This window comes from Halorubrum sp. B53, from assembly GCF_059752395.1.
In genome coordinates, this window is sequence record NZ_MWTH01000015.1 from 594,582 (window position 1) to 613,499 (window position 18,918).

At 69.8% G+C, this 18,918-nt stretch carries 18 protein-coding genes; 11 read left to right on the forward strand and 7 right to left on the reverse strand.

The window, feature by feature from the left end:
* The first annotated feature begins 104 nt into the window (after positions 1 to 104).
* Both B4V06_RS15600 and B4V06_RS15605 read left to right on the forward strand, forming a co-directional pair.
* Entirely contained in the window at positions 105 to 1,229 is a 1,125-nt protein-coding gene (locus B4V06_RS15600; protein ID WP_123112897.1) for a thiolase C-terminal domain-containing protein, read from the forward strand.
* Positions 1,226 to 1,552, forward strand: a complete 327-nt coding sequence (locus B4V06_RS15605; protein ID WP_123112898.1) for a Zn-ribbon domain-containing OB-fold protein — start codon at positions 1,226 to 1,228, stop codon at positions 1,550 to 1,552. The genes B4V06_RS15600 and B4V06_RS15605 overlap by 4 nt, the downstream gene beginning before the upstream one ends.
* 34 nt (positions 1,553 to 1,586) lie before the next feature.
* Here B4V06_RS15605 and B4V06_RS15610 read toward each other — a convergent pair whose 3' ends face one another.
* Positions 1,587 to 1,970 carry a VOC family protein gene (locus tag B4V06_RS15610; protein WP_498170549.1) on the reverse strand — a complete coding sequence of 128 codons (384 nt, stop codon included), beginning with the start codon at positions 1,968 to 1,970 and terminating at the stop codon, positions 1,587 to 1,589.
* 137 nt (positions 1,971 to 2,107) lie between these two features.
* Between B4V06_RS15610 and B4V06_RS15615 the strand changes: the two genes are divergently transcribed.
* Complete coding sequence (locus B4V06_RS15615) at positions 2,108 to 3,091, forward strand: NADPH:quinone reductase (protein ID WP_123112900.1); 984 nt, start codon at positions 2,108 to 2,110, stop codon at positions 3,089 to 3,091.
* A 15-nt stretch (positions 3,092 to 3,106) separates the two neighbouring features.
* On the opposite strand, the gene B4V06_RS15620 is transcribed toward B4V06_RS15615, so the two are convergent.
* The 3 genes from B4V06_RS15620 to B4V06_RS15630 form a co-directional block, all read right to left on the reverse strand.
* Complete coding sequence (locus B4V06_RS15620; protein WP_123112901.1) at positions 3,107 to 4,363, reverse strand: CaiB/BaiF CoA transferase family protein; 1,257 nt, start codon at positions 4,361 to 4,363, stop codon at positions 3,107 to 3,109.
* 61 nt (positions 4,364 to 4,424) lie between these two features.
* A complete protein-coding gene (locus B4V06_RS15625) occupies positions 4,425 to 5,627 on the reverse strand; it encodes an MFS transporter (protein WP_123112902.1) in 1,203 nt (400 codons plus the stop codon).
* 51 nt (positions 5,628 to 5,678) lie between these two features.
* The gene (locus B4V06_RS15630; protein ID WP_123112903.1) at positions 5,679 to 6,440 is read right to left on the reverse strand and encodes an IclR family transcriptional regulator; all 762 of its coding nucleotides are present in this window, start codon (positions 6,438 to 6,440) and stop codon (positions 5,679 to 5,681) included.
* Positions 6,441 to 6,898: 458 nt separating this feature from the next.
* On the opposite strand from B4V06_RS15630, the gene B4V06_RS15635 reads away from it, so the two are divergent.
* The 7 genes from B4V06_RS15635 (at position 6,899) to B4V06_RS15665 (ending at position 15,183) form a co-directional block, all read left to right on the forward strand.
* Positions 6,899 to 8,248: a nickel pincer cofactor-dependent isomerase, group 22 gene (locus B4V06_RS15635; protein WP_123112904.1), complete on the forward strand. Its 1,350-nt coding sequence runs from the start codon at positions 6,899 to 6,901 to the stop codon at positions 8,246 to 8,248.
* 143 nt (positions 8,249 to 8,391) lie between these two features.
* The gene (locus B4V06_RS15640) at positions 8,392 to 10,359 is read left to right on the forward strand and encodes an archaea-specific SMC-related protein (RefSeq protein ID WP_123112905.1); all 1,968 of its coding nucleotides are present in this window, start codon (positions 8,392 to 8,394) and stop codon (positions 10,357 to 10,359) included.
* Positions 10,360 to 10,438: 79 nt separating this feature from the next.
* The gene (gene rdfA / locus B4V06_RS15645; protein ID WP_123112906.1) at positions 10,439 to 11,062 is read left to right on the forward strand and encodes a rod-determining factor RdfA; all 624 of its coding nucleotides are present in this window, start codon (positions 10,439 to 10,441) and stop codon (positions 11,060 to 11,062) included.
* Between the two features lie 446 nt (positions 11,063 to 11,508).
* Positions 11,509 to 12,672, forward strand: coding sequence for a hypothetical protein (locus B4V06_RS15650; protein WP_498170551.1), 1,164 nt, complete (start codon positions 11,509 to 11,511; stop codon positions 12,670 to 12,672).
* Between the two features lie 186 nt (positions 12,673 to 12,858).
* Positions 12,859 to 13,878: a thiamine pyrophosphate-dependent dehydrogenase E1 component subunit alpha gene (locus B4V06_RS15655; RefSeq protein ID WP_123114852.1), complete on the forward strand. Its 1,020-nt coding sequence runs from the start codon at positions 12,859 to 12,861 to the stop codon at positions 13,876 to 13,878.
* Positions 13,871 to 14,899: an alpha-ketoacid dehydrogenase subunit beta gene (locus B4V06_RS15660; RefSeq protein WP_123112908.1), complete on the forward strand. Its 1,029-nt coding sequence runs from the start codon at positions 13,871 to 13,873 to the stop codon at positions 14,897 to 14,899. The genes B4V06_RS15655 and B4V06_RS15660 overlap by 8 nt, the downstream gene beginning before the upstream one ends.
* Entirely contained in the window at positions 14,896 to 15,183 is a 288-nt protein-coding gene (locus tag B4V06_RS15665; protein ID WP_123112909.1) for a lipoyl domain-containing protein, read from the forward strand. Before B4V06_RS15660 ends, B4V06_RS15665 begins: the two co-directional genes overlap by 4 nt.
* Positions 15,184 to 15,271: 88 nt before the next feature.
* On the opposite strand, the gene B4V06_RS15670 is transcribed toward B4V06_RS15665, so the two are convergent.
* The 3 genes from B4V06_RS15670 to B4V06_RS15680 all read right to left on the reverse strand — a co-directional run bounded on the left by B4V06_RS15670 (position 15,272) and on the right by B4V06_RS15680 (position 18,375).
* The gene (locus tag B4V06_RS15670) at positions 15,272 to 16,498 is read right to left on the reverse strand and encodes a threonine synthase (RefSeq protein WP_498170553.1); all 1,227 of its coding nucleotides are present in this window, start codon (positions 16,496 to 16,498) and stop codon (positions 15,272 to 15,274) included.
* Between the two features lie 139 nt (positions 16,499 to 16,637).
* Complete coding sequence (locus tag B4V06_RS15675) at positions 16,638 to 17,108, reverse strand: FKBP-type peptidyl-prolyl cis-trans isomerase (RefSeq protein WP_123112910.1); 471 nt, start codon at positions 17,106 to 17,108, stop codon at positions 16,638 to 16,640.
* Positions 17,109 to 17,157: 49 nt separating this feature from the next.
* Positions 17,158 to 18,375: a hypothetical protein gene (locus B4V06_RS15680; RefSeq protein ID WP_498170555.1), complete on the reverse strand. Its 1,218-nt coding sequence runs from the start codon at positions 18,373 to 18,375 to the stop codon at positions 17,158 to 17,160.
* Between the two features lie 129 nt (positions 18,376 to 18,504).
* Here B4V06_RS15680 and B4V06_RS15685 point away from each other — a divergent pair, with 129 nt between their 5' ends.
* Positions 18,505 to 18,882, forward strand: a complete 378-nt coding sequence (locus tag B4V06_RS15685) for a YccF domain-containing protein (RefSeq protein ID WP_498170556.1) — start codon at positions 18,505 to 18,507, stop codon at positions 18,880 to 18,882.
* The last annotated feature ends 36 nt before the right edge of the window (positions 18,883 to 18,918 follow it).

Below are 18,918 nucleotides of genomic sequence, written 5' to 3' on the forward strand. Positions count from 1 at the left end.
TAGCGTCTGGGTTCGGTCGTACGATGACCGCCCAGAAGCGAGAAGCGCGGGCAGTAGACGCATCACCGGTTCGCGGGGACCCCCCGGCGATAACGGGCGTCGGCATGACGGCGTTCGCGAGCGCCGACGACCGATCGCTCCTCGACCTGCTCCTCGTCGCGGCGGAACGCGCGCTCGGCGACGCCGACCGCGACTCCGCCGGCGTGGACTCGGTCCACGTCGGGAACATGGCCGCCGAGGCGTTCAACGCCCGGTCCGGGTTGGCGAACGCGCTCGTCGGCGGCCTCGGCATGACCGGCGTCACGGCCCGCCGGGTCGAGAACACCAGTGCGAGCGGCGCCAGCGCGTTTCAGAGTGCGGTCGCGGCGGTCGCGAGCGGCCGAAGCGAGCGGGCGCTGGCCGTCGGCGGCGAGAAGATGTCCGCCGCGGACACGGCGACGGCCACGGAGATCATCAGTCGGATCACGCACGACCGGGAGTACGAACAGGGGGTCACCCTGCCGTCGTTCGGCGGGCTGGCGGCGGCCGCCTACCTCCGCGAGACCGACGCGGACCGGCGCGACCTGTCGCGGGTCGCCGTGAAGAACCACGCCAACGCGTACGCGAACGAATACGCTCAGTTCAACAAGCGGATCGACGGCGATGACGTGCTCGCGTCGCCGGCGGTCGCCGAGCCGCTGCGCCTCTACGACTGCTGTCCGACCAGCGACGGGGCGGCCGCGGTCGTGGTCGAATCCGGGTCGGGGGCGACCGACGACGCGGTGACGATCGCCGCCTGCGAGAGCGCCACCGGGACGCACGCGGTCGCGGATCGGGCTGACCCGCTGGAGATCGCGAGCGTGCGGACGGCCGGCGAGCGCGCGTACGACGCGGCCGGCTTCGGGGCGGACGCGGTCGACCTCGCGTGCATCCACGACGCGTTCACGATCCTCGAGTGGCTGGAGATGGAGGAGCTGGGGCTCGCGCCGGCGGGGCGCGCGTGGGAGCGCACCCGCGACGGGAAGACGGACCTCGACGGGGAGCTCCCCGTCAATCCCGGCGGCGGGCTGAAGGCCCGCGGGCACCCGCTCGGCGCGACGGGGATCTCGCAGGTGATCGAGCTCGTGTGGCAGCTCCGCGGCGACCTGCCCGACGAACGGGCGGTCGAGGGCGCGTCCCGCGGCCTCGCCGTCAACGTCGCCGGGTTCGGGAACAACGCCGTCTGCACGCTGCTGGAGGGCGACGCGTGACCGAACTGCTCGAGTGTCGCGACTGCGGGCGCCGGACCTACTACGAGAAGCGCCGCTGCCCGGAGTGCGGCGGGGCGGCGTTCGACGCCGTTCCGGCCGGGACCGGCGAGCTGCTGTCGGTGACGACCGTCCACGTCACGCCGGACGGGGTCCGGGAGCCGAACGCGCTCGGGCTCGCCTCGTTCCCCGGCGGCGCGAACGTCATCGCTCAGCTCGACGGGGAGCTCTCGATCGGGGACGACGTGCGGCTAGTCGGGGAGAGAGCGCTCCGGGTCACAGAGGACGGGCCGCTGTGGGGGGTCCGCATCGTCGCCGCCGAGTGAGTCGCCGCGGGACCCGGCCGATCCGAACGGTCGGCTACGCGTCGTACCGGGCCAGCTCGACCAGATTGCCGTCGGGGTCGCGGACGTACACCGACTCCATCGGGCCGCGCGCACCGACCTTCTCGACGGGGCCGTGGACGACCTCGACGCCGCGGTCGCGGAGGTCCCGGCGGAGCGCGTCGAGGGAGTCGTCGACGACGAGACAGAGGTCCCCGCTGCCGGGCGTCGGCCGGTCGGCGTGGGGCGAGTAGACGGCCTCCGCCGGGTGGAAGTTGATCTTCTGGTCGCCGAACGAGACGGCTCGCCGACCGCCGTCGAACGTCTCGGCCGTGCCGCCGAGGGTCGTCGCGTAAAAATCGACGGCGCGGTCGACGTCCGCGACGGTCAACACGACGTGATCGAGCCCGGTGACGTGCATGCGCTCCGTGGGAGCGGCGAGTACAAAAGCGCTCGCCGGGACGAAGAGATCGCCGGGACGAAGCGCTCACCGGAGGCGACCGCCGCGGGAGCCGATCGCTGGCATAACACTATACGTCGGTTCGTCGTACGGGCCGTATGCGCGCCGTCCGCTTCCACGAACACGGAGACGAGAGCGTACTTGCCCTGGAGACCGTCGATCGCCCCGACCCCGGTCCGGGCGAGGCCCTCGTGCGGATCGAGGCGGCGAGCGTGAACCCGATAGACGAGTACGTCCGGGAGGGGAGCGTGAGCCCCCCGTCCGGGCTCCCGCACGTCGGCGGCTCCGACCTCGCCGGCGTCGTCGAGGCGGTCGGCGACGGCGTGACCGCGGTCGCACCGGGCGACCGCGTGTTCGCGACCGGGCTCGGCCTCTTCTCGCCCGGGACGTACGCGGAGTACACCGCGGCGCCGGTCGAACAGCTCGCGCCGCTCCCGGCGTCGGTCCCGTTTCGAGAGGGGGCGGCGGCCGCGATGGCGTTCGCGACCGCCTGGCGCGCGCTCGTGACCCGCGGCGACCTCCGACTGGGCGACCTCGCGCTGGTCCACGGCGCGTCCGGCGGCGTGGGTCACGCGGCGGTGCAGGTCGCCGCGGCGGCGGGGGCGACCGTCGTCGGCACCGCCCGCGACGGCGAGCCCGCGGCGTTCGCGCGGGGGCTCGGCGCCGACGCCGTCGTCGACTACCGGAGCGACGAGCTCGCGGAAGCCGTCAGGACGGCGGCCGACGGCCGCGAGGTCGACGTGGTGTTCGAACCGCAGGCGGACGCGCACCTCGCGGCGGACCTGGCCTGCCTGACGCGCGGCGGCCGGATCGTCGTCATCGGGGAGAACGAGACGATCGCCGTCGACGGCGGCACGTCGATGGCGGCGAAGCAGGCGGACGCCGACCTCCGGTTCATGTCGATCGTGGCCTCGGCGGGCGATCAGGCGGCGATCCTCGAACGGGTCGGCGAGCGCCTCGACGACGGGACGTTCACCGCGGCGGTCGACTCCGTGTTCGGTCTCGGTTCGGTGCCGGAAGCGCTGGCCGAACTGCGCTCCTCCGGGACGCTCGGGAAGGTCGTCCTCGACACGTCTCGCTGATCGCCGGCGCGCCGGTCAGGGCTCCGGGATCGCGCCGGCCTCGATCAGCTCGTCGATGCGGGCGTCGTCGTAGCCGGCCGCTTTCAGCACGCGCACCGTGTCCTCGCCGAGCAGCGGCGGCGCCTCCGAGAACCCCGAGTCGGCCCGCTCGTAGTTGAGCGGGTGTTCGATGACGGGGATCTCGCCCGCCGCGGGGTGGTCGATCGAGTCGACGACGCCGCGGGCGCGCACCTGCTCGTTGTCCAGCGCCTCGTCGACGTCGAACACCGGGCCCACGGGGAGCCCGCGCTCGTCGGCCAGCAGGTCGACCCACTCGTCGGTCGTCTTGGTCCGCAGGACCTCCGAGAGCTCCTTTTCGAGCGCGTCCATGTTGTTCACCCGCGCCGAGTTCGTGGCGAACCGCTCGTCCGTCGAGAGGTCCTCGCGGCCGATCGCCGCGCAGAACTCCTCCCAGAGCTTCTGGTTCCCGCAGGCGACGTTGAGGTGCCCGTCGGCGGTCGGGTACATCTGGTACGGCGCGAGCACCGGGTCCTTCGTCCCCATCCGGGACGTCTCCTCGCCGACGAAGCTCTTGCCCGCCTGCTTCGTGAGCCACGGGAGCGCGGCGTCGAGCATCCCGAGCTCGACGCGCTCGCCCTCGCCGGTCCGCTCGCGGTTGTACAGCGACGTGACGATCCCGAACGCCGACCACATCGCGGTGATGAGGTCCGTCTGCGGGAGCCCGACCTTCGCCGGCGGCGCGTCGGGGTAGCCCGTGACGCTCATCATGCCGCTCATCCCCTGCACAAGCAGGTCGTACCCGGGCCTGTCGCTCCACGGGCCCGTCTCGCCGAACGCCGAGATCGAACAGTAGACCAGGTCGTCGTTGTGCTCCTGCAGCGTCTCGTAGTCGACGCCGAGCCGCTCGGCGGTGCCCGGCCGGAAGTTCTCGACGACGACGTCCGCCTCGGCGACGACGTCGTACAGCGCCGTTAACCCCTCCTCGGTCTTCAGGTTCAGTTCGATGCTCTGCTTGCCGTAGTTCACCGTCCAGAAGTACGGCGACTCGCCCTCCTCGGACGCCGACTTGCCGGGGCCCTCGTACCCCTCGACGTCGACGAACGGCGGCCCCGAGTACCGGCTGTCGTCGCCGACCTCCGGGCGCTCCACCTTGATCACTTCCGCGCCCTGGTTCGCCAGCATCAACGTGGCGAACCCGCCGGTGACGAACGTCGTCAGGTCGACCACGACGATCTCCTCTAAGAGTCGCTGTCGCTTTTCGTCTGCGCTCATACCTCTACGTCCGACGACGAGAGCATAAAACTTGGGAGATTGCGGGGGTGCGCGGGGATCGTTACAGCCGCATCAACAGCAACACCGCGGCGCCGCCGAGTCCGGCGATCCCGGCGAGGAGGAAGAACAGCACGGCGCTCGTCGCGTGGGTGAGCACGAACCCCGCGAGCGACGCGCCGAGGGCGCCGACACCGAACATCGCGAGGTAGGTGAATCCGTACGAGAGTCCCTGCACGGCCTCGTCGGCGTTGTCGGCGACGACGACCTGATACACCGGCGCCGTGCCGTACACGAAGAATCCGAGCAGGAGGCAGATCCCGACGAGCGGGACGGTGCCGAGCCCTCGGACGAACGGGAACGCCGCAGCGAGGCCGGCCAGCACGGCGAAGAAGCCGAAGAAGGCGGTGGTGCTGGAGACGCGGTCGGTCAGCCGGCCGCCGACGTATTGGCCGCCGATGCCGACGGTCAAGAGGGCGGTGTACACGTACTGCGCCGGTTGGACGGTCTGATCGAGCAGCTGGAAGGGGCGGAGCGCCGGGGACTCGGCGAGGACGTCCGGCAGGAACGTCAACAGCCCGCGGTAGTACATCCCGTACAGCAGCACACCGACGAGCGCGACGGCGAACGCCGTCGCGAACAGAGTGCGGGAGTCGCGGGCGGTCTTGCGGAGCTCGTCGGCGATCGACCCCGTTTCGCCGGCGTCCTCGGCCGCGCCGATCTCGAACTCGATCCGCGTGCCGGCCAGCCCGACGAGCAGAGCGACGGCCGCCAGCGCGCCGGCCGCGAGTCGCCAGTCGACGAACATGAGCAGCAGCGCCGTGAGGAGCGGCCCGAACGCCGTGCCGACGTTGCCGCCCACCCCGTGGTACGCGAACACCGTGCCGCGGGCGTCCGCGGTGCGACTGATGAGCGAGAGCCCCGCGGGGTGGTAGACGCTCGCGAAACAGCCCCAAATCAGCACGGCGGCGGCGAGCGAGACCAGACCGCGCGAGAGCGCCACGATCCCGAACCCGATCCCCATCCCCCCGATCGAGGCCAGGATCAGTCGCCGAGAGCTGAACCGGTCGGAGAGGACGCCGCTCACCGGCGCGCCGAGACCGATGAACGCGTAGCCGGCGCCGATGACGGTCCCGATGACGGCCGCGGAGACGTCGAATTCGGCCATCCAGAGCCCGACGAAGAGCGGTATCGAGAGTTCGTAGGTATGAAACATCCCGTGGGCGAGAGAGGTAAATCGCACGAGGGACCGATCGTTCGCATTCATTGGGTTGACGAGCGCCGAGAAGCCTAATAAACTCTCGGGGGCCGGCGATCCTCACACGGAGTGTTCGATGTGGAGCTCCAGCTCGTTGACCGCGCCGAGGATCCGCTCGGGGAGCGATTCGGTGAAGCGGTCGCCGGTGATCCGGTTGGCGGGTCCGGAGACGCTCAGCGCCCCGATCACCTCGCCGTCGGCGGTCACGGGCGCGCCGACCGCGTGGACGCCCGCGGTCGTCTCCTGTCGGTTGAACGCGTAACCGCGGTCGCGGATCCGGTCGAGTTCCTCGAACAGCTCCTCGCGGGTCGCGATCGCGTCCTGGTCGGCGTCGAGTCCGCGGGCGTCGACGATCTCCTCGACCCGGTCCCGGTCGTACGCCGCGAGGATCGCCTTCCCCGCCGCGCTGGTGTGGATCGCGCCGCGCTTCCCGACGTGGGCGCCGGTCTGGACGGCGCTCTGGCCGACCTCGGTGTAGAGGTACACCCGCTGCCCGTTCTCCTCGACGATGAACTGCGCGCGCTCGCCCGTCTCGTCGGCGAGGGCGTCGACCTTCTCCTTGATCATGGGATAGGCGGTCACCCGGCGCTGGATCTGCCCGCCGACCGTCAGGAACTGGAGGCCGAGCGCGTACACGTCGCCGTCGCTGACGACGTACCCGTGCTTTTTCAGGGTCGCGAGGTGGCGGTGGACCGTGCTCGGGGCCAATCCGAGATGCTCGGATAGATCGTCGATCGTCATCCCGTCCGTCTCCCGCAGCGCGTCTACCACTCGTAACGACGTTTCAGTCGTCTTCGCGACCGATTTGAGCTCCTTTCCCATACAATCTCGATCACGCCTGAGTACTTAACTTCCCGAGTACTCGGATAATAAAGAATATTTGAGCGCTCTCAGTCGTCGAAACCGATCGAGGGTTCGCTGACCTGAGCCGCGATCTACGCTTATGAAACGGCTTGTACGGTAGTATGACGGCTAAACACGGCGAATTAGCGACGAAACGCGCTGTATCTTCGAAAAACATCGATCCGATTCTTTCGGATTTGTCGACCACTGCGGCAGTTCTCGTTACAGACCTACGACTGTAACGTCACGCCGGGACGGACGCAGACAGTCGACGCTCCGCCAGTGCCGCTCTCGGGTTTCGGTACCGCTTCCAGCTGTCGATACCGTTCCCGAGTGTCGATACCGCTTCCGGGCATCAGTCTCGTCTCGACCGTCGACCCCGGGACGGACCCCGTCGCGGCCCCCACGTTTATACCGGTCGAGCGGGACCGGTTCGCATGGACACTCTCGACGACCTCGTCGTGCCCGAGGCGACGGTGCTCGACGCGTGCGGCGCCCGACCGCTCCCGGACCTGGGGCTCATCGAGCGCAGGTGGGACACCGACCCCATCCCGAGCGAGCGCATCGAGGCCGCGGCCGCGGCGGCGGTGGCGTCGCTCGATTTCGACGGCGTACCCGACGGCGGCGAGGTCGCCGTCGGCGCCGGCAGCCGCGGGATCGCTAACCTCCCGGCGATCGTGGCCGGCGTCGTCGGTGCGGTTCGGGACGCCGGCTACGACCCCTTCGTGTTCCCGGCGATGGGGAGCCACGGCGGGGCGACCGCGGCGGGCCAGCGGGAGATGCTCGAATCCCTCGGGGTGACCCCGGACGCGATCGGCTGCGAGATCCGATCGAGCATGGAGGTCGTTCAGGTCGGCGAGACCCCGGACCGTGGCGTCCCCGTCTACGCGGACGCCCACGCCGCCGCCGCCGACGCGATCGTTCCGGTCAACCGGGTGAAGCCCCACACCGATTACGACGGCCCCGTCGAGAGCGGGCTCTCGAAGATGCTCGTCATCGGCATGGGGAAACAGCGCGGGGCGAAGACGGCCCACGAGTGGGCGGTCGACTGGAGCTTCCGGAACATGATCCCGGAGATCGCGGAGAAGCTGCTGGCCGAGCTCCCGGTCGCGGGCGGCGTCGCGATCGTCGAGGACCAGTTCGACGACACCGCCGTGATCGAGGGCGTCCCCCCGTCCGGGTTCCTCGACCGCGAGGCGGAGCTGTTGGAGCTCGCCTACGACCGCCTGCCGACGATCCCCTTCGATGACGTCGACGTGCTGATCCTCGACCGGCAGGGGAAAGACGTCAGCGGACAGGGGATGGACACGAACGTGATCGGTCGCCGCCCGTTCGCGATCAACGAGCCGGAGCCGGAGCTCCCCGACGTCAAGCGGATCTTCGTGCGGGGGCTGACCGAGACGACCCACGGCAACGCCATGGGGATGGGGTCCGCGGACTTCGTCCACCGGGACCTGGCCGCCGAGCTCGACAGCTCGACCACGCTCATCAACGCGATCACCGCGAGCACGACGCGGGGCGTCAGGCTGCCACCGGTCGTCGAGACGGACCGCGCCGGCCTCGTCGCGTCGCTGTCGACCGTCGGCGTCGTCGGCCCGGACGACGCCCGCGTGCTCCGAGCGACGGACACGATGCGGCTCGACCGGCTGTACGCCTCCCCTGCGCTCGTCGAAGCGGCCCGCGAGCGCGACGACCTGCGAGTCGTCGCGGAGCCGACACCGATCGAGTTCGACGACGGACAGTTCGCCGCGCCGACCCCGCACGAGACGGGAGGCGGCGAGTCGTAACGGCGGGCGCGCGGTGAGTCCGTAACGGCGGGCGCGCAGTGAGGCGCACCAGCGCGGCGGACCGACGCGCACCGGCGCGGCGGACCGACGCCTCGTCTGAGAGATAGACTTAAGAGCGTGAGAAAATTCATTAGCATAAATCGATGACTCAGACCTCTCAATCGGTCGTCCGCGTTGACGTCCGGAACGTGGGCGGCATCGACGAGGCGACCGTGACCCTCCCCGAGGGCGTCTCCGTGTTGGCCGGGCGGAACGCGACGAACCGGACCTCCTTCCTGCAGGCGCTGATGGCCGGGCTCGGGAGCCGGCGGAGCTCGCTGAAGGGCGACGCCGACGAGGGGTCGGTGACCCTCGAACTCGGGGACGAGACGTACACCCGAACGCTGACGCGGCGGGGCGATTCCGTCGCGTTCGGCGGCGACCCGTACCTCGACGACCCGGAGCTCGCGGACCTGTTCGCGTTCCTGCTGGAGAACAACGAGGCGCGTCGGGCCGTCGCGCGCGGCGACGACCTCCAAGAGATCATCATGCGGCCGATCGATACGGAGTCGATCGACGCCGAGATCCAAGAATGCAAGCGGGAACGGAGCGAGCTGGAAGACGAGATCGACCGGCTGGACGGGCTGGAACGCGAACTGCCCGACCTCGAGGCCGAGCGCCGGGAGAAGCGGGCGGAGCTCGACGACGCGGAGGCGGAGCTCGAGGCGGTCCGGGAGGAGTTGGCGGACCTCGACGCCGGCGTCGAGGAGAGCCGGACGCGCAAACAGGAGCTCGAGGACGCGTTCCAGCGGGTTCGCGACGCGCGCTCGGAGCTCGACGACCTCCAGTTCGACCTCGAGACGGAGCGGTCGACGCTGACGGAGCTGGAGTCGGAGCGCGACGAGCTCCGGGAGACGGTCGAGTCGACGCGGGAGCCCGACGAGAGCCCCGACGAGCTCGCGGGGCGCATCGACGAGCTGCGGCGTCGCCAGCGCGCGCTCGACGACGCGATCAACGAGCTCGGCAGCGTCATCAGCTTCAACGAGGACATGCTCGAGGGCACGGCGCCCGCCATCGACGTGGACCGGAGCGGCGGCGACGCGGTCGACGCCGCCGGCGCGTCTCAGCCCGACGACAGTCCGACCGACGCGCTGACCGGCGACGACCGGACGACGTGTTGGACCTGCGGCTCCGCGGTGGAGACCGGACAGATCGAGACGACGCTCGACCGCCTCCGGGACCTCCGGTCGGAGCGGCTCGACGAGCGCAGCGAGCTCCGCGCGGAGATCCAGGAGCTGACCGACAGGCAGTCCGCGCTCCGCGAGGCGCAGCGCGAGGCCGAGCGCGCCGAAGAGCGGCTCGACGCGGTCGAGACGGAGATCGCGTCGACCGAGTCGCGAATCGAGGAGCTGGAGGCGGCGATCGAGGCGAAGCGGACGGAGATCGAGGAGCTGGAGGCGGAGGCCGAATCGATCGACGTGGACGGCCACGAGGAGACGCTGGAGCGCCACCGCGAAGCCAACGAGATCGAGCTCCGGGTCGAGCGGCTCGAATCGGAGATCGAGGAACTCGACGCGGAGATCGACGAGCGGGAGGCCGCGATCGAACGGCGCGAGGAGTTGGAGGCGGAGCGCGAAGCGGTCGCGGAGCGGCTGACGGAGCTGCGCACCCGAGTCGATCGGTTGGAGGAGGGGGCCGTCGAGGAGTTCAACGAGCACATGGCGACGGTCCTCGACATTCTCGGGTACGAGAACCTCGACCGGATCTGGATCGAGCGCCGCGAGACCGACGTGCGCGAGGGGCGCCGGACCGTCACCCGAACGCGGTTCGATCTGCACATCGTCCGCTCGTCGCCCGACGGGGCGGCGTACGAGGACACCGTCGACCACCTCTCGGAGAGCGAGCGCGAGGTGACCGGACTGGTGTTCGCGCTGGCGGGATACCTGGTCCACGACGTCCACGAGACGGTGCCGTTCATCGTCCTCGACTCGCTGGAGGCGATCGACTCGGACCGCATCGCGCGCGTGGTCGACTACTTCCGCGACCACGCCGACTTCCTCGTCGCCGCCCTGCTGCCCGAGGACGCCGCCGCGCTCTCCGAGGAGTACACGTACGTCGAGCAGATCGACTGACCGAGCGACCGGCGCCGCGCGACTCGAAAGGGCGGCGTTCCACCGATACGCTTGTAACCTCGTCCCTCCATCGATCGGTATGACCGGCGAGGACGGACCGAACACGAAGGTCGGACGCGTGATCGAGACGTACGACCTCGACGAGCTCGGAGCGAGGCTCGAGGCCGCGTGGACGGGGGAAACGGGCGAACGCACGAGCCTGCGGGACCTCGCCGACGAGTTCAACGAGGCGGTGTTGGCGGCGGCGGTCCGCGAGACCGCCGGCTCGTCGCTCGACGTCGAGGCGTCGAGCACGTACGAGGCGCTGCGGAACGGGACCGGATCGGAGGCGACCCGGGCGCGACGACGCCTCGAACGCGAGGGGGTGGACGTCGACGAGCTGACCGCGGACTTCGTCACGCATCAGGCGGTCCACACGTACCTCACCGAGGACCGCGGGGCGAGCCTCCCGACCGACGAGACGGACCGCGCCGAGCGCAAGATCGAGACGATCGAGAAGCTGCAGGGCCGCCTCTCCGCGGTCACCGAGTCGGCGATCTCGTCACTCGCGAGCGCCGACGAGCTCGACCGTGACGACTACGACGTCCTCGTCGACGTGCGGGGCGTCTGTCCGCACTGCGGGGCGGACGCGTCGGTCGTCGACCTGATCCGGCGAGGCGGCTGCGGCTGCACGAGCGAGGACGAGTCGCCGAGCGACGACTGACCCGGACGCGGGCAGAACGCGGTTTCTCGAACATGTATAACTCTACTGTGATACCTGTATAAATTATACGTAGCGCGATCTCGGAGCCGCAGTCGACGAATCGTAACGATCTACTAATTACGCGGGATAGAATATTCATATAAATATAACGTTCGTTTTATTGCCACGGTGCGAATTCTGAGCGTGATTCCGGCCGACAGAGACGGATCTGTCGCAGTAACGCGTCGGACGGATGCCGCGGATCGAGGCCGTAGAGACGCGATCTCTGCAGGCGTGCACCCGCCGTAGACGTGCGAGTATATTTCAGAGAAGGAGTACATTTGGATATATTTATATACTTATGAATATTCTCCGGGCTGGGGCGGAGCAGGGCGGGGTCCGCGTGCCGAGGTGCTCGTCGGTCCGGCGGGAGAACCGCTTATTGTCCGCCGGCTTCACGGCCCCGTATGGACGAGGCGGCGGTGTTCGACCGGGTGGTGACCGCGCTCGACGAGCGGAACTACGAACCGCTGGTGCACGTGCCGGAGGCCCACAGCGAGACGTACGCGGACGTGCTCGACCGGTGTCGCCGCCACGAGATAACGATCCGGGGGCGGTACCCGGACGTGCTCGGCTTCACCGACGCGGACCGCGTGTTCGCGATCGAAGTGAAGGGATCGCGGAACCTCCTCCGCGGTATCGGGCAGGCGATGACCTACCAGCAGGGCGCGCACGTCTCGTACCTCGCGGGCGACGGCGAGGCCGTCGCGCCCCACGAGACCCTGCTCCGGTCGAAGGGCGTCGGCGTCATCGGCGTCGACGGTGACGGAGCGACCTCGTGGAGCGATCCGCCGAGCGCCGAATCGACCGAGGAGGTCGCGGACATCGAAGGGCAGTTGTCGGTGCGGCTCCGCAGGAACGAGTTCGGCGGCGATATCACGACGCTGAGCCTCGCGCAGCCGCTGAACTACCTCGCGCCGGTCGTCGCGGTCGACCGGTACGGGCCGCTCGCACGCGACGGGCTCGTCGACATCATCGCCGACGAGTACGGGTTCGGCGCCGGCGACGAGGCCGTCGCGAGCGCGCGGACGCTCGGCCTCCTCGCGCTCGGGTCGCCCCACGAGCTGACCTCGCAGGGGGAGTTGGCCGCGACGGTGCTCCGCGGCTACGGAGTCGAGGACCTCGACGACCTCCGCCTGACGAAAGCGGACGTCTCGCGGCGCACGGTCGCGGCGGTCCACCCGCCGCTCGCGGTGCTCCTCCGGAACTCGTTTTCCAGGCACCCGGAGTTCGGCCTGCTGCTCGACGCGCTCCGCAAGGAGGGGCCGCGCGTTCACTTCCTCGATCTCGTCAAGCGGCTGGTCCGCGAGTACCCGAACGTCTTCCTGAGCGCCTTCTGCACGACGCGTGGGGCCACGCGGGCGCGGAAGCTGATCGAGCGGGGGCGGACAGCTCGCCTCTATCGGGACCGTGCGGTGTGGACGGACGTGGTCCGCAACAACGTCCTCTTCAACTTCGTCCAGCAGCTGAAACACGTCGGCGTGCTCGCGCCGGAGACGCGGAGCCACAGCGGGGCGATCGACGAGTACGACCCGGACGAGAAGCCGTGGATCGTCGCCGATCTCGGATAGGTGGCCGAGACCGCGGCCGAGAGCGACGTCATCCCTCGCGAAAGACGCCGAGACGCCGCCTGTTCCTTTTTAAATTACCTATATTTCTTATGAATAAATATGGCGAGACGGCGGCCGCCAGAAGTAACTAATATCATTAACCATGTAGGTTAGCGTGGGATGGTATCACCAGACAGGATGCGCGAGCTGTACGCAGACATGGTAACGGCCCGGCACTACGAGGAACGCCTCCAAGAGGAGTATCTGGAGGGGAAGCAACCGGCGTTCGACATCTCCGCGGGACCGATTCCCGGTGAGCTCCACCTGGCGGCGGGCCAGGAGGCGGCCGCCGCGGGCGTCTGTCATCACCTCCGTCAGGAGGACACCGTGACGGCGCCGCATCGGCCCCACCACGTCGCCATCGCGAAGGGCGTCGACCTGAAGCGGATGACCGCCGAGATCTTCGGGCGGGAGACCGGTCTCGGAAAGGGGAAGGGCGGCCACATGCACCTGTTCGACCCCGACGTGAACTTCGCGTGTAGCGGGATCATCGCCGAGGGGTGTCCGCCGGCGGCCGGGGCGGCGTTGGCGGCGAAAAAGCGGAACGAGGACGCCGTCGCGGTCGCGTTCCTCGGCGAGGGGGCGATCGACCAGGGGGCGTTCCTCGAGTCGCTGAACTTCGCGAGCGTCCACGACCTGCCGGTCGTGTTCGTCGTCGAGGACAACGACTGGGCGATCAGCATGCCCAAGGAGCGCGTCACCGACGTGGAGGACGGGTCGGACAGGGCCGCCGGGTTCGACATGCCCGGCGTCCGCGTCGATCGGGACGACGCCCTCGCCGTCTACGAGGCGGCCGGCGAGGCGATCGGGCGGGCGCGAGACCGGAACGGGCCCACGCTCCTGGAGGTGCAGGTCCACCGCCGGATGGGTCACTTCATGGGCGACCCGCAGACGTACCGCTCCGACGAGGACGAGAACGCGGCGCTCGCCCGCGACTCGATCGACAGGCTCGAGTCCGAGCTCCGCGACCACGGCGTCGACGACGCCGAACTCGGGGCGATCCGCGACGACGCGGAGTCGCGGGTCGAGGAGGCGATCGCGTGGGCGAAAGAACAGCCGCAGCCCGACCCCGAGGACGCCTACGACGACGTCTTCGTGAACCCGCCCTCGGGCGTGACGACGGAGGAGCCGGAGTTCGACCTCGCGGAGGTGAGCGGCGATGAGTGAGACGGAGGGCGTCGTCGACCGCGAGCTGACGATGAGCCGGGCGATGGTCGAGTCGATCGCCCACGAGATGCGCGAGAACGAGGAGGTCTTCTACATGGGCGAGGACGTCGCCGACTACGGCGGCATCTTCGACAGCACCCAGGGGTTGCTCGACGAGTTCGGTCGCGACCGGATCATGGACGTGCCGATCAGCGAGACCGCGTACCTCGGAGCGGCGGTCGGCGCCGCGCAGGAGGGAATGCGCCCCATCGCGGAGCTGATGTTCGCGGACTTCTTCGGCGTCGCGATGGACCAGATCTACAATCAGCTCGCGAAGAACACCTACATGAGCGGCGGCAACGTGAACGTGCCGCTCGTGCTCACGGCCGCGGTGGGCGGGACGTACAACGACGCCGCCCAGCACTCACAGACGCTCTACGGGACGTTCGCGCACATTCCCGGGCTGAAGCTCGTCGTGCCGTCGACCGCCTACGACGCGAAGGGGCTGATGCACAACGCGATCCGCGACGACGACCCGGTGATGTACCTGTTCCACAAGCGGCTGATGGGGATCGGCTGGATGCCGGCGCCCGACGGCCCGAAGACCCCGGTCCCGGAGACCGACTACACGATTCCGTTCGGGTCGGCAGACGTCAAGCGCGAGGGCGCCGACGTCACGGTGGTCACGCTCGGGCTCCACGTCCACCGCGCCCTCGACGCGGCGAAGTCGCTCGCGGCGGAGGGGATCGACGTCGAGGTAATCGACCTCCGCACGCTGGTCCCGCTCGACACCGACACGGTCCTCGAATCGGTCCGGAAGACCGGGCGGCTCGTCGTCGTCGACGAGGACTACCGGTCCTTCGGCGTCACCGGAGAGATCGTCGCGAGCGTCGCCGACCGCGACCTCGGCGCGCTCGAGGCCGTCGAGCGGGTCGCCGTCCCCGACGTGCCGATCCCGTACGCCCGGCCGATGGAGAACGAGGTGATCCCGGACGCCGACGACATCGAAGCGCGCGTCCGGGCGGTCGCGTCCGAACAATGAGCGGCCGACGGGGCGCGACCGACGGCGGCTCGGGGATGCGGGTCGCGATCCGCGCGACCGGCGACTGGGAGGACGACGTCGACGAGACCGAGGGGATCCTCGTCGACTGGTTCGCCCGCGAAGGCCGGTCGGTCGAGGCGGGCGACACGCTCTGCGAGATTCAAGTCGAGAAGGTGAGCGTCGACGTGCGAGCGTCCGTGGCGGGGACGCTCGACGAGATCGTCGTCGGCGAGGACGACGCGTTCGAGATCGGCGACACGCTCGGGTGGCTCCGCACCGAGTGACGCCGCTCGCCCTCCTCCGCCATCCGCGGTTGCCCCCGAGTCGCTCCGCGACGGCGGCCGATCGACGCGACGGCCGTCGCGAGCGCCGTCAGCGGGCGCCGAGCAGCGAGGCGAGCCGCTCCGGGAGCGCCGCCCTGCTCGCCCGCTCGGTCGACACCGACGCGTCGCCGGCACCGAGCTCCTTGAATCCCGTCCCGGTCGGGACGAGGACGACGGCGTCGTCGACGGCGATCTCGCCGCGCTCCGACAGTCGGGTCGCGCCGGCGAGCGACGCCGCCGACGCCGGCTCGACGCAGAAGCCGCCGTCGACGGCGAACCGCCGCTTCGCCGCCCGGAGCTCGTCGTCGGTGACCGAGACGACGGCGCCGCCGGTGTCGCGGACCGCCGCGAGCGCGCGCCCGCCGCTCGGCGGGTCCGGGTTCCCGATCGAGTGGGCGATCGTCTCGCCGGTCTCGTCGGGCCCGAGTGGCGTCGGATCGGTCTCGCCGGCGTCGAACGCCCGCGTGATCGGGTCCGACGCGGCGGTCTGGACGAGGTGCAGCCGCGGCGGGTCGTCGAGCAGGCCGGCGGCCTCGAGGTCGCGGATCCCGCGCCAGATCCCCGAGGCGAACCCGCCGGAGCTCGTCGGCAGCACGATCGCGTCGGGGGCGTCGGGCACGTCGGGCGCGTCGAGCGCGAACGCCTCGCAGATCTCGAAGAGGGCGGTCTTGTAGCCGCTGATCCGGGCCGGGTCGTCGCTGACGAGGAACCGGACCGGGAGCGTCGCGGACAGCTCGAGCGCGTCGCCGTACAGCGCCCCGTAGTCGCCGTCGACCCGCACGATCGTCGGCTCGTACTGACCGATGAGCTCCAGTCGGACCGACGAGATGTCGTCGGGAACGAGCACGGCGCACTCCCGACCGAGGCTCGCGGCGTGCGCGGCGGTGCTCATCGCCATGTTCCCGTACGAGACGGTGCCGACGGCGCCGTCGCCCGCCGCGGTCGCGCGCGGGACGGCGACGGCGCTGCCCCGGTCCTTGTAGGCTCCGGTCGGGTGTTCGCCCTCGTCTTTGACGTACACGCGACAGCCCGCGGCGGCGTCGAGCCCCTCGCTCCTGACCAGCGGGGTACCGCCCGCGGCGCGAGCGAGCCCGGCGGGGCGGTCGATCGGCAGGAGCGGATCGTAGCGCCATACGCCGTCGCGCTCCCGACGGTCCGCCCAGGCGAATTCCGTCGCGTCGGTCTCGAACCAGAGCGGCTCCCCGCACTCACAGCGGACGCGGGTCGCGCCCTCGTACCGTTCCCCACACCGGTAACACCGCAACGCGGGAGACATAACGCGTGCTGTGGCGCGCGGCGACGTATACCCACCGACCGCGCGGTCGCTCCCGAAGACCCAGCGTATCAGTTGTCGTCCGAATCGTTTCGTTCCGGTACGGCGTCTCGATCAGACAGGGAGGTCTAAACGTAGGGGTTCAGTTGACGTCGACGATCTCGACGTCGAACGTCAGCGTCTCGCCGGCGAGTGCGGGGTTGAAATCCACCCGGACGACCTCCTCGTCGACGTGGACGACCTCGCCTTGTCTGCCGTTCTGGGCCTCGAGATAGGCGCCCTCTTCGGGCGTCTGGCCGCCGAGCATCTCGCGGAGCTCCTCGGTTGCGAACTCTTGGACCTGGTCGTCGCTGGGCTCGCCGTAGGCCTTCTCCGGCGGGATCGTCAGCGTGTCCGTCTCCCCGGCCTCGAGGCCGATGAGCCCCTCCTCCATCCCCTCGATGACCTGTTCGTCGCCGATTTCGACCGTCAGCGGCGCGTACTCTCGGTCCGGTTGGGCCTCGGCGAGGCCCGCCTCCTCGGCGACGGATTGCCGAGAAGTGTCGAACACCGTGTCGTCGTCCAGTCGTCCCGTGTACTCGAGCGTCACAGAATCGCCGGTATCTATCGTCATACGTATATAACGAGTGCCACACGGAAAGTCTATTCCATCGAGGGTGCGGTCAGTTCGACCGCGCCGCGAACACGCTCGCGACGAGGGACGCGTAGCCGACCGCCCCGAGGAGGGTGAGCCACCGCCCGAGAGCGGTCGCTCCGGCCGAAAGCGACGTCGCCACGGGGCCGAACGCGGTGGCCGCAGCGACGCCGAGGACCTCGATCGCGAGTCCGCAGGCGAGCGCGGCGATCGCGACGCTCGCCGACCGGTTCGACGACCCGGGAAACGCGCCCAGTCGGGGGGGATAGAACTGGAACGAGGTGCCGACGATCATCAGGCCGAGAAAGCCGAGCAGGTTGACCCTGAGGTGCGTCTCGATCAACGCCGGAGCGGCGCCGCCGACCGCGAAGAGCCCGCCGAACAGGACGCCGACGACGCCGAACGTCGCGCTCGGGACGAGGGCGTACAGCCCGATCCGCCGCGTATCCGACTGGAGCCACATTCGGAAGACGACGAGCGCGAAGCCGCCGACTCCGAACACCATCAGGGCGGCTCCGACCGGGAGCAGTCGCCGGTCGGCGAATCCCCCGGCGATGAACGCGGGGGCGGTCGCGGCCGCGGGCAGAACGAGCGCGGCCGACAGTCGCGTCGGGTGGGCGCCGAGGAACCGCGGCAGCAGTCGGAATCCGAGCGTGACCACGAGCAGCGCCGCGGAGCCGGCGGCCAAGAGGTGCGTCGCGGCGGCCTGTACGCCTATCAGCGGCGGGAACGCGCCGATCCGCAGGGCGGCGGTCTCGTAGGTGCCGGCGAGGAGATACAGGAGCACGACCGGCACGAAGCGGTTCGCGAACCGGTCGAGCGACCGGCGATCGGCGTTGTGGTCCCCGGTTCCGGTCGTCCCGCGGCGGAGCGGGCCGCCGATCGTCACCGCGATCGATCCGACGAACACGGCGACGCCGATCGCCCAGAGTCCACCGCCGAGAGCACCGAGATCGACGCGGAAACCGCGAGCGAGAAGCGGGTCGATCGCGAGACACGCCGCTCCCGCAGCGACGAAGGGGAACTGGACCGCCGGCGCGCGCTCGGAGACGAGATCGGCGTCGAAGTACGCCGGGACGAGGGCGTAGGCTTTGCCGAACACGACGTGGAACACGAACCCGTACACGGCCAGCGCGACCGTCGTGCGTCGCGGGAGACCGGCGACGGTGGCCACCTGCCAACAACAGAGCGCGATGGCTCCGGTGAGGACGTATCGGCGAGACCAGCGTGAGATTTCGGCGGCCATGTTTCCTTCGTAGCGATCGCGTGTCAATCGTAATAACGATCGTGTGTCGGGTGATCCGCCTGTCCGAGCGCGTCGGGGACCGCCGAGATCGACGATACGGATTTACCGTCCGGGCGTCTACGCCGAGCGATGGCACAACGATCTCTCCTCGTTCGGGCGCTGTGGTTCGTGTTCGTCGGCTGGTGGGTGACACCGATCGTCGTCAACACCGCGTGGCTGCTCAACGTCACGGTCGTCCTGCTCCCGCTCGGTATCAAGCTGATCAACCTCGTGCCGACGGCCCTCACGCTCGCGGAGCCGCGGTCGCTCTCGGAGCCCGAGTCGGCGCGCGGGCAACGATCGCTCGCCGTCCGAGCGATCTACTTCGTCCTCGTCGGCTGGTGGCTGAGCCTGCTGTGGGCGAACGCGGCGTCGTTCCTCGCGATCACGGTCGTCGGGCTCCCGGTCGCGATCTGGATGCTCAACCGGCTGCCGTACGTCACGTCGCTGTACCGGTTTCACGGGTGACCCCGGCGGTCGCTGTCCGATCAGCGATCGCCGAGG

Bases quoted from the DNA above. Each gene is read 5' to 3' on its own strand.
- B4V06_RS15670 (WP_498170553.1), bottom strand. From the start codon at position 16,498: ATGTCTCCCGCGTTGCGGTGTTACCGGTGTGGGGAACGGTACGAGGGC.
- B4V06_RS15625 (WP_123112902.1), bottom strand. From the start codon at position 5,627: ATGAATGCGAACGATCGGTCCCTCGTGCGATTTACCTCTCTCGCCCAC.
- rdfA (WP_123112906.1), top strand. From the start codon at position 10,439: ATGACCGGCGAGGACGGACCGAACACGAAGGTCGGACGCGTGATCGAG.
- B4V06_RS15665 (WP_123112909.1), top strand. From the start codon at position 14,896: ATGAGCGGCCGACGGGGCGCGACCGACGGCGGCTCGGGGATGCGGGTC.
- B4V06_RS15640 (WP_123112905.1), top strand. From the start codon at position 8,392: ATGACTCAGACCTCTCAATCGGTCGTCCGCGTTGACGTCCGGAACGTG.
- B4V06_RS15620 (WP_123112901.1), bottom strand. From the start codon at position 4,363: ATGAGCGCAGACGAAAAGCGACAGCGACTCTTAGAGGAGATCGTCGTG.
- B4V06_RS15610 (WP_498170549.1), bottom strand. From the start codon at position 1,970: ATGCACGTCACCGGGCTCGATCACGTCGTGTTGACCGTCGCGGACGTC.
- B4V06_RS15615 (WP_123112900.1), top strand. From the start codon at position 2,108: ATGCGCGCCGTCCGCTTCCACGAACACGGAGACGAGAGCGTACTTGCC.
- B4V06_RS15635 (WP_123112904.1), top strand. From the start codon at position 6,899: ATGGACACTCTCGACGACCTCGTCGTGCCCGAGGCGACGGTGCTCGAC.
- B4V06_RS15675 (WP_123112910.1), bottom strand. From the start codon at position 17,108: ATGACGATAGATACCGGCGATTCTGTGACGCTCGAGTACACGGGACGA.
- B4V06_RS15680 (WP_498170555.1), bottom strand. From the start codon at position 18,375: ATGGCCGCCGAAATCTCACGCTGGTCTCGCCGATACGTCCTCACCGGA.
- B4V06_RS15685 (WP_498170556.1), top strand. From the start codon at position 18,505: ATGGCACAACGATCTCTCCTCGTTCGGGCGCTGTGGTTCGTGTTCGTC.
- B4V06_RS15630 (WP_123112903.1), bottom strand. From the start codon at position 6,440: ATGGGAAAGGAGCTCAAATCGGTCGCGAAGACGACTGAAACGTCGTTA.
- B4V06_RS15660 (WP_123112908.1), top strand. From the start codon at position 13,871: ATGAGTGAGACGGAGGGCGTCGTCGACCGCGAGCTGACGATGAGCCGG.
- B4V06_RS15600 (WP_123112897.1), top strand. From the start codon at position 105: ATGACGGCGTTCGCGAGCGCCGACGACCGATCGCTCCTCGACCTGCTC.
- B4V06_RS15650 (WP_498170551.1), top strand. From the start codon at position 11,509: ATGGACGAGGCGGCGGTGTTCGACCGGGTGGTGACCGCGCTCGACGAG.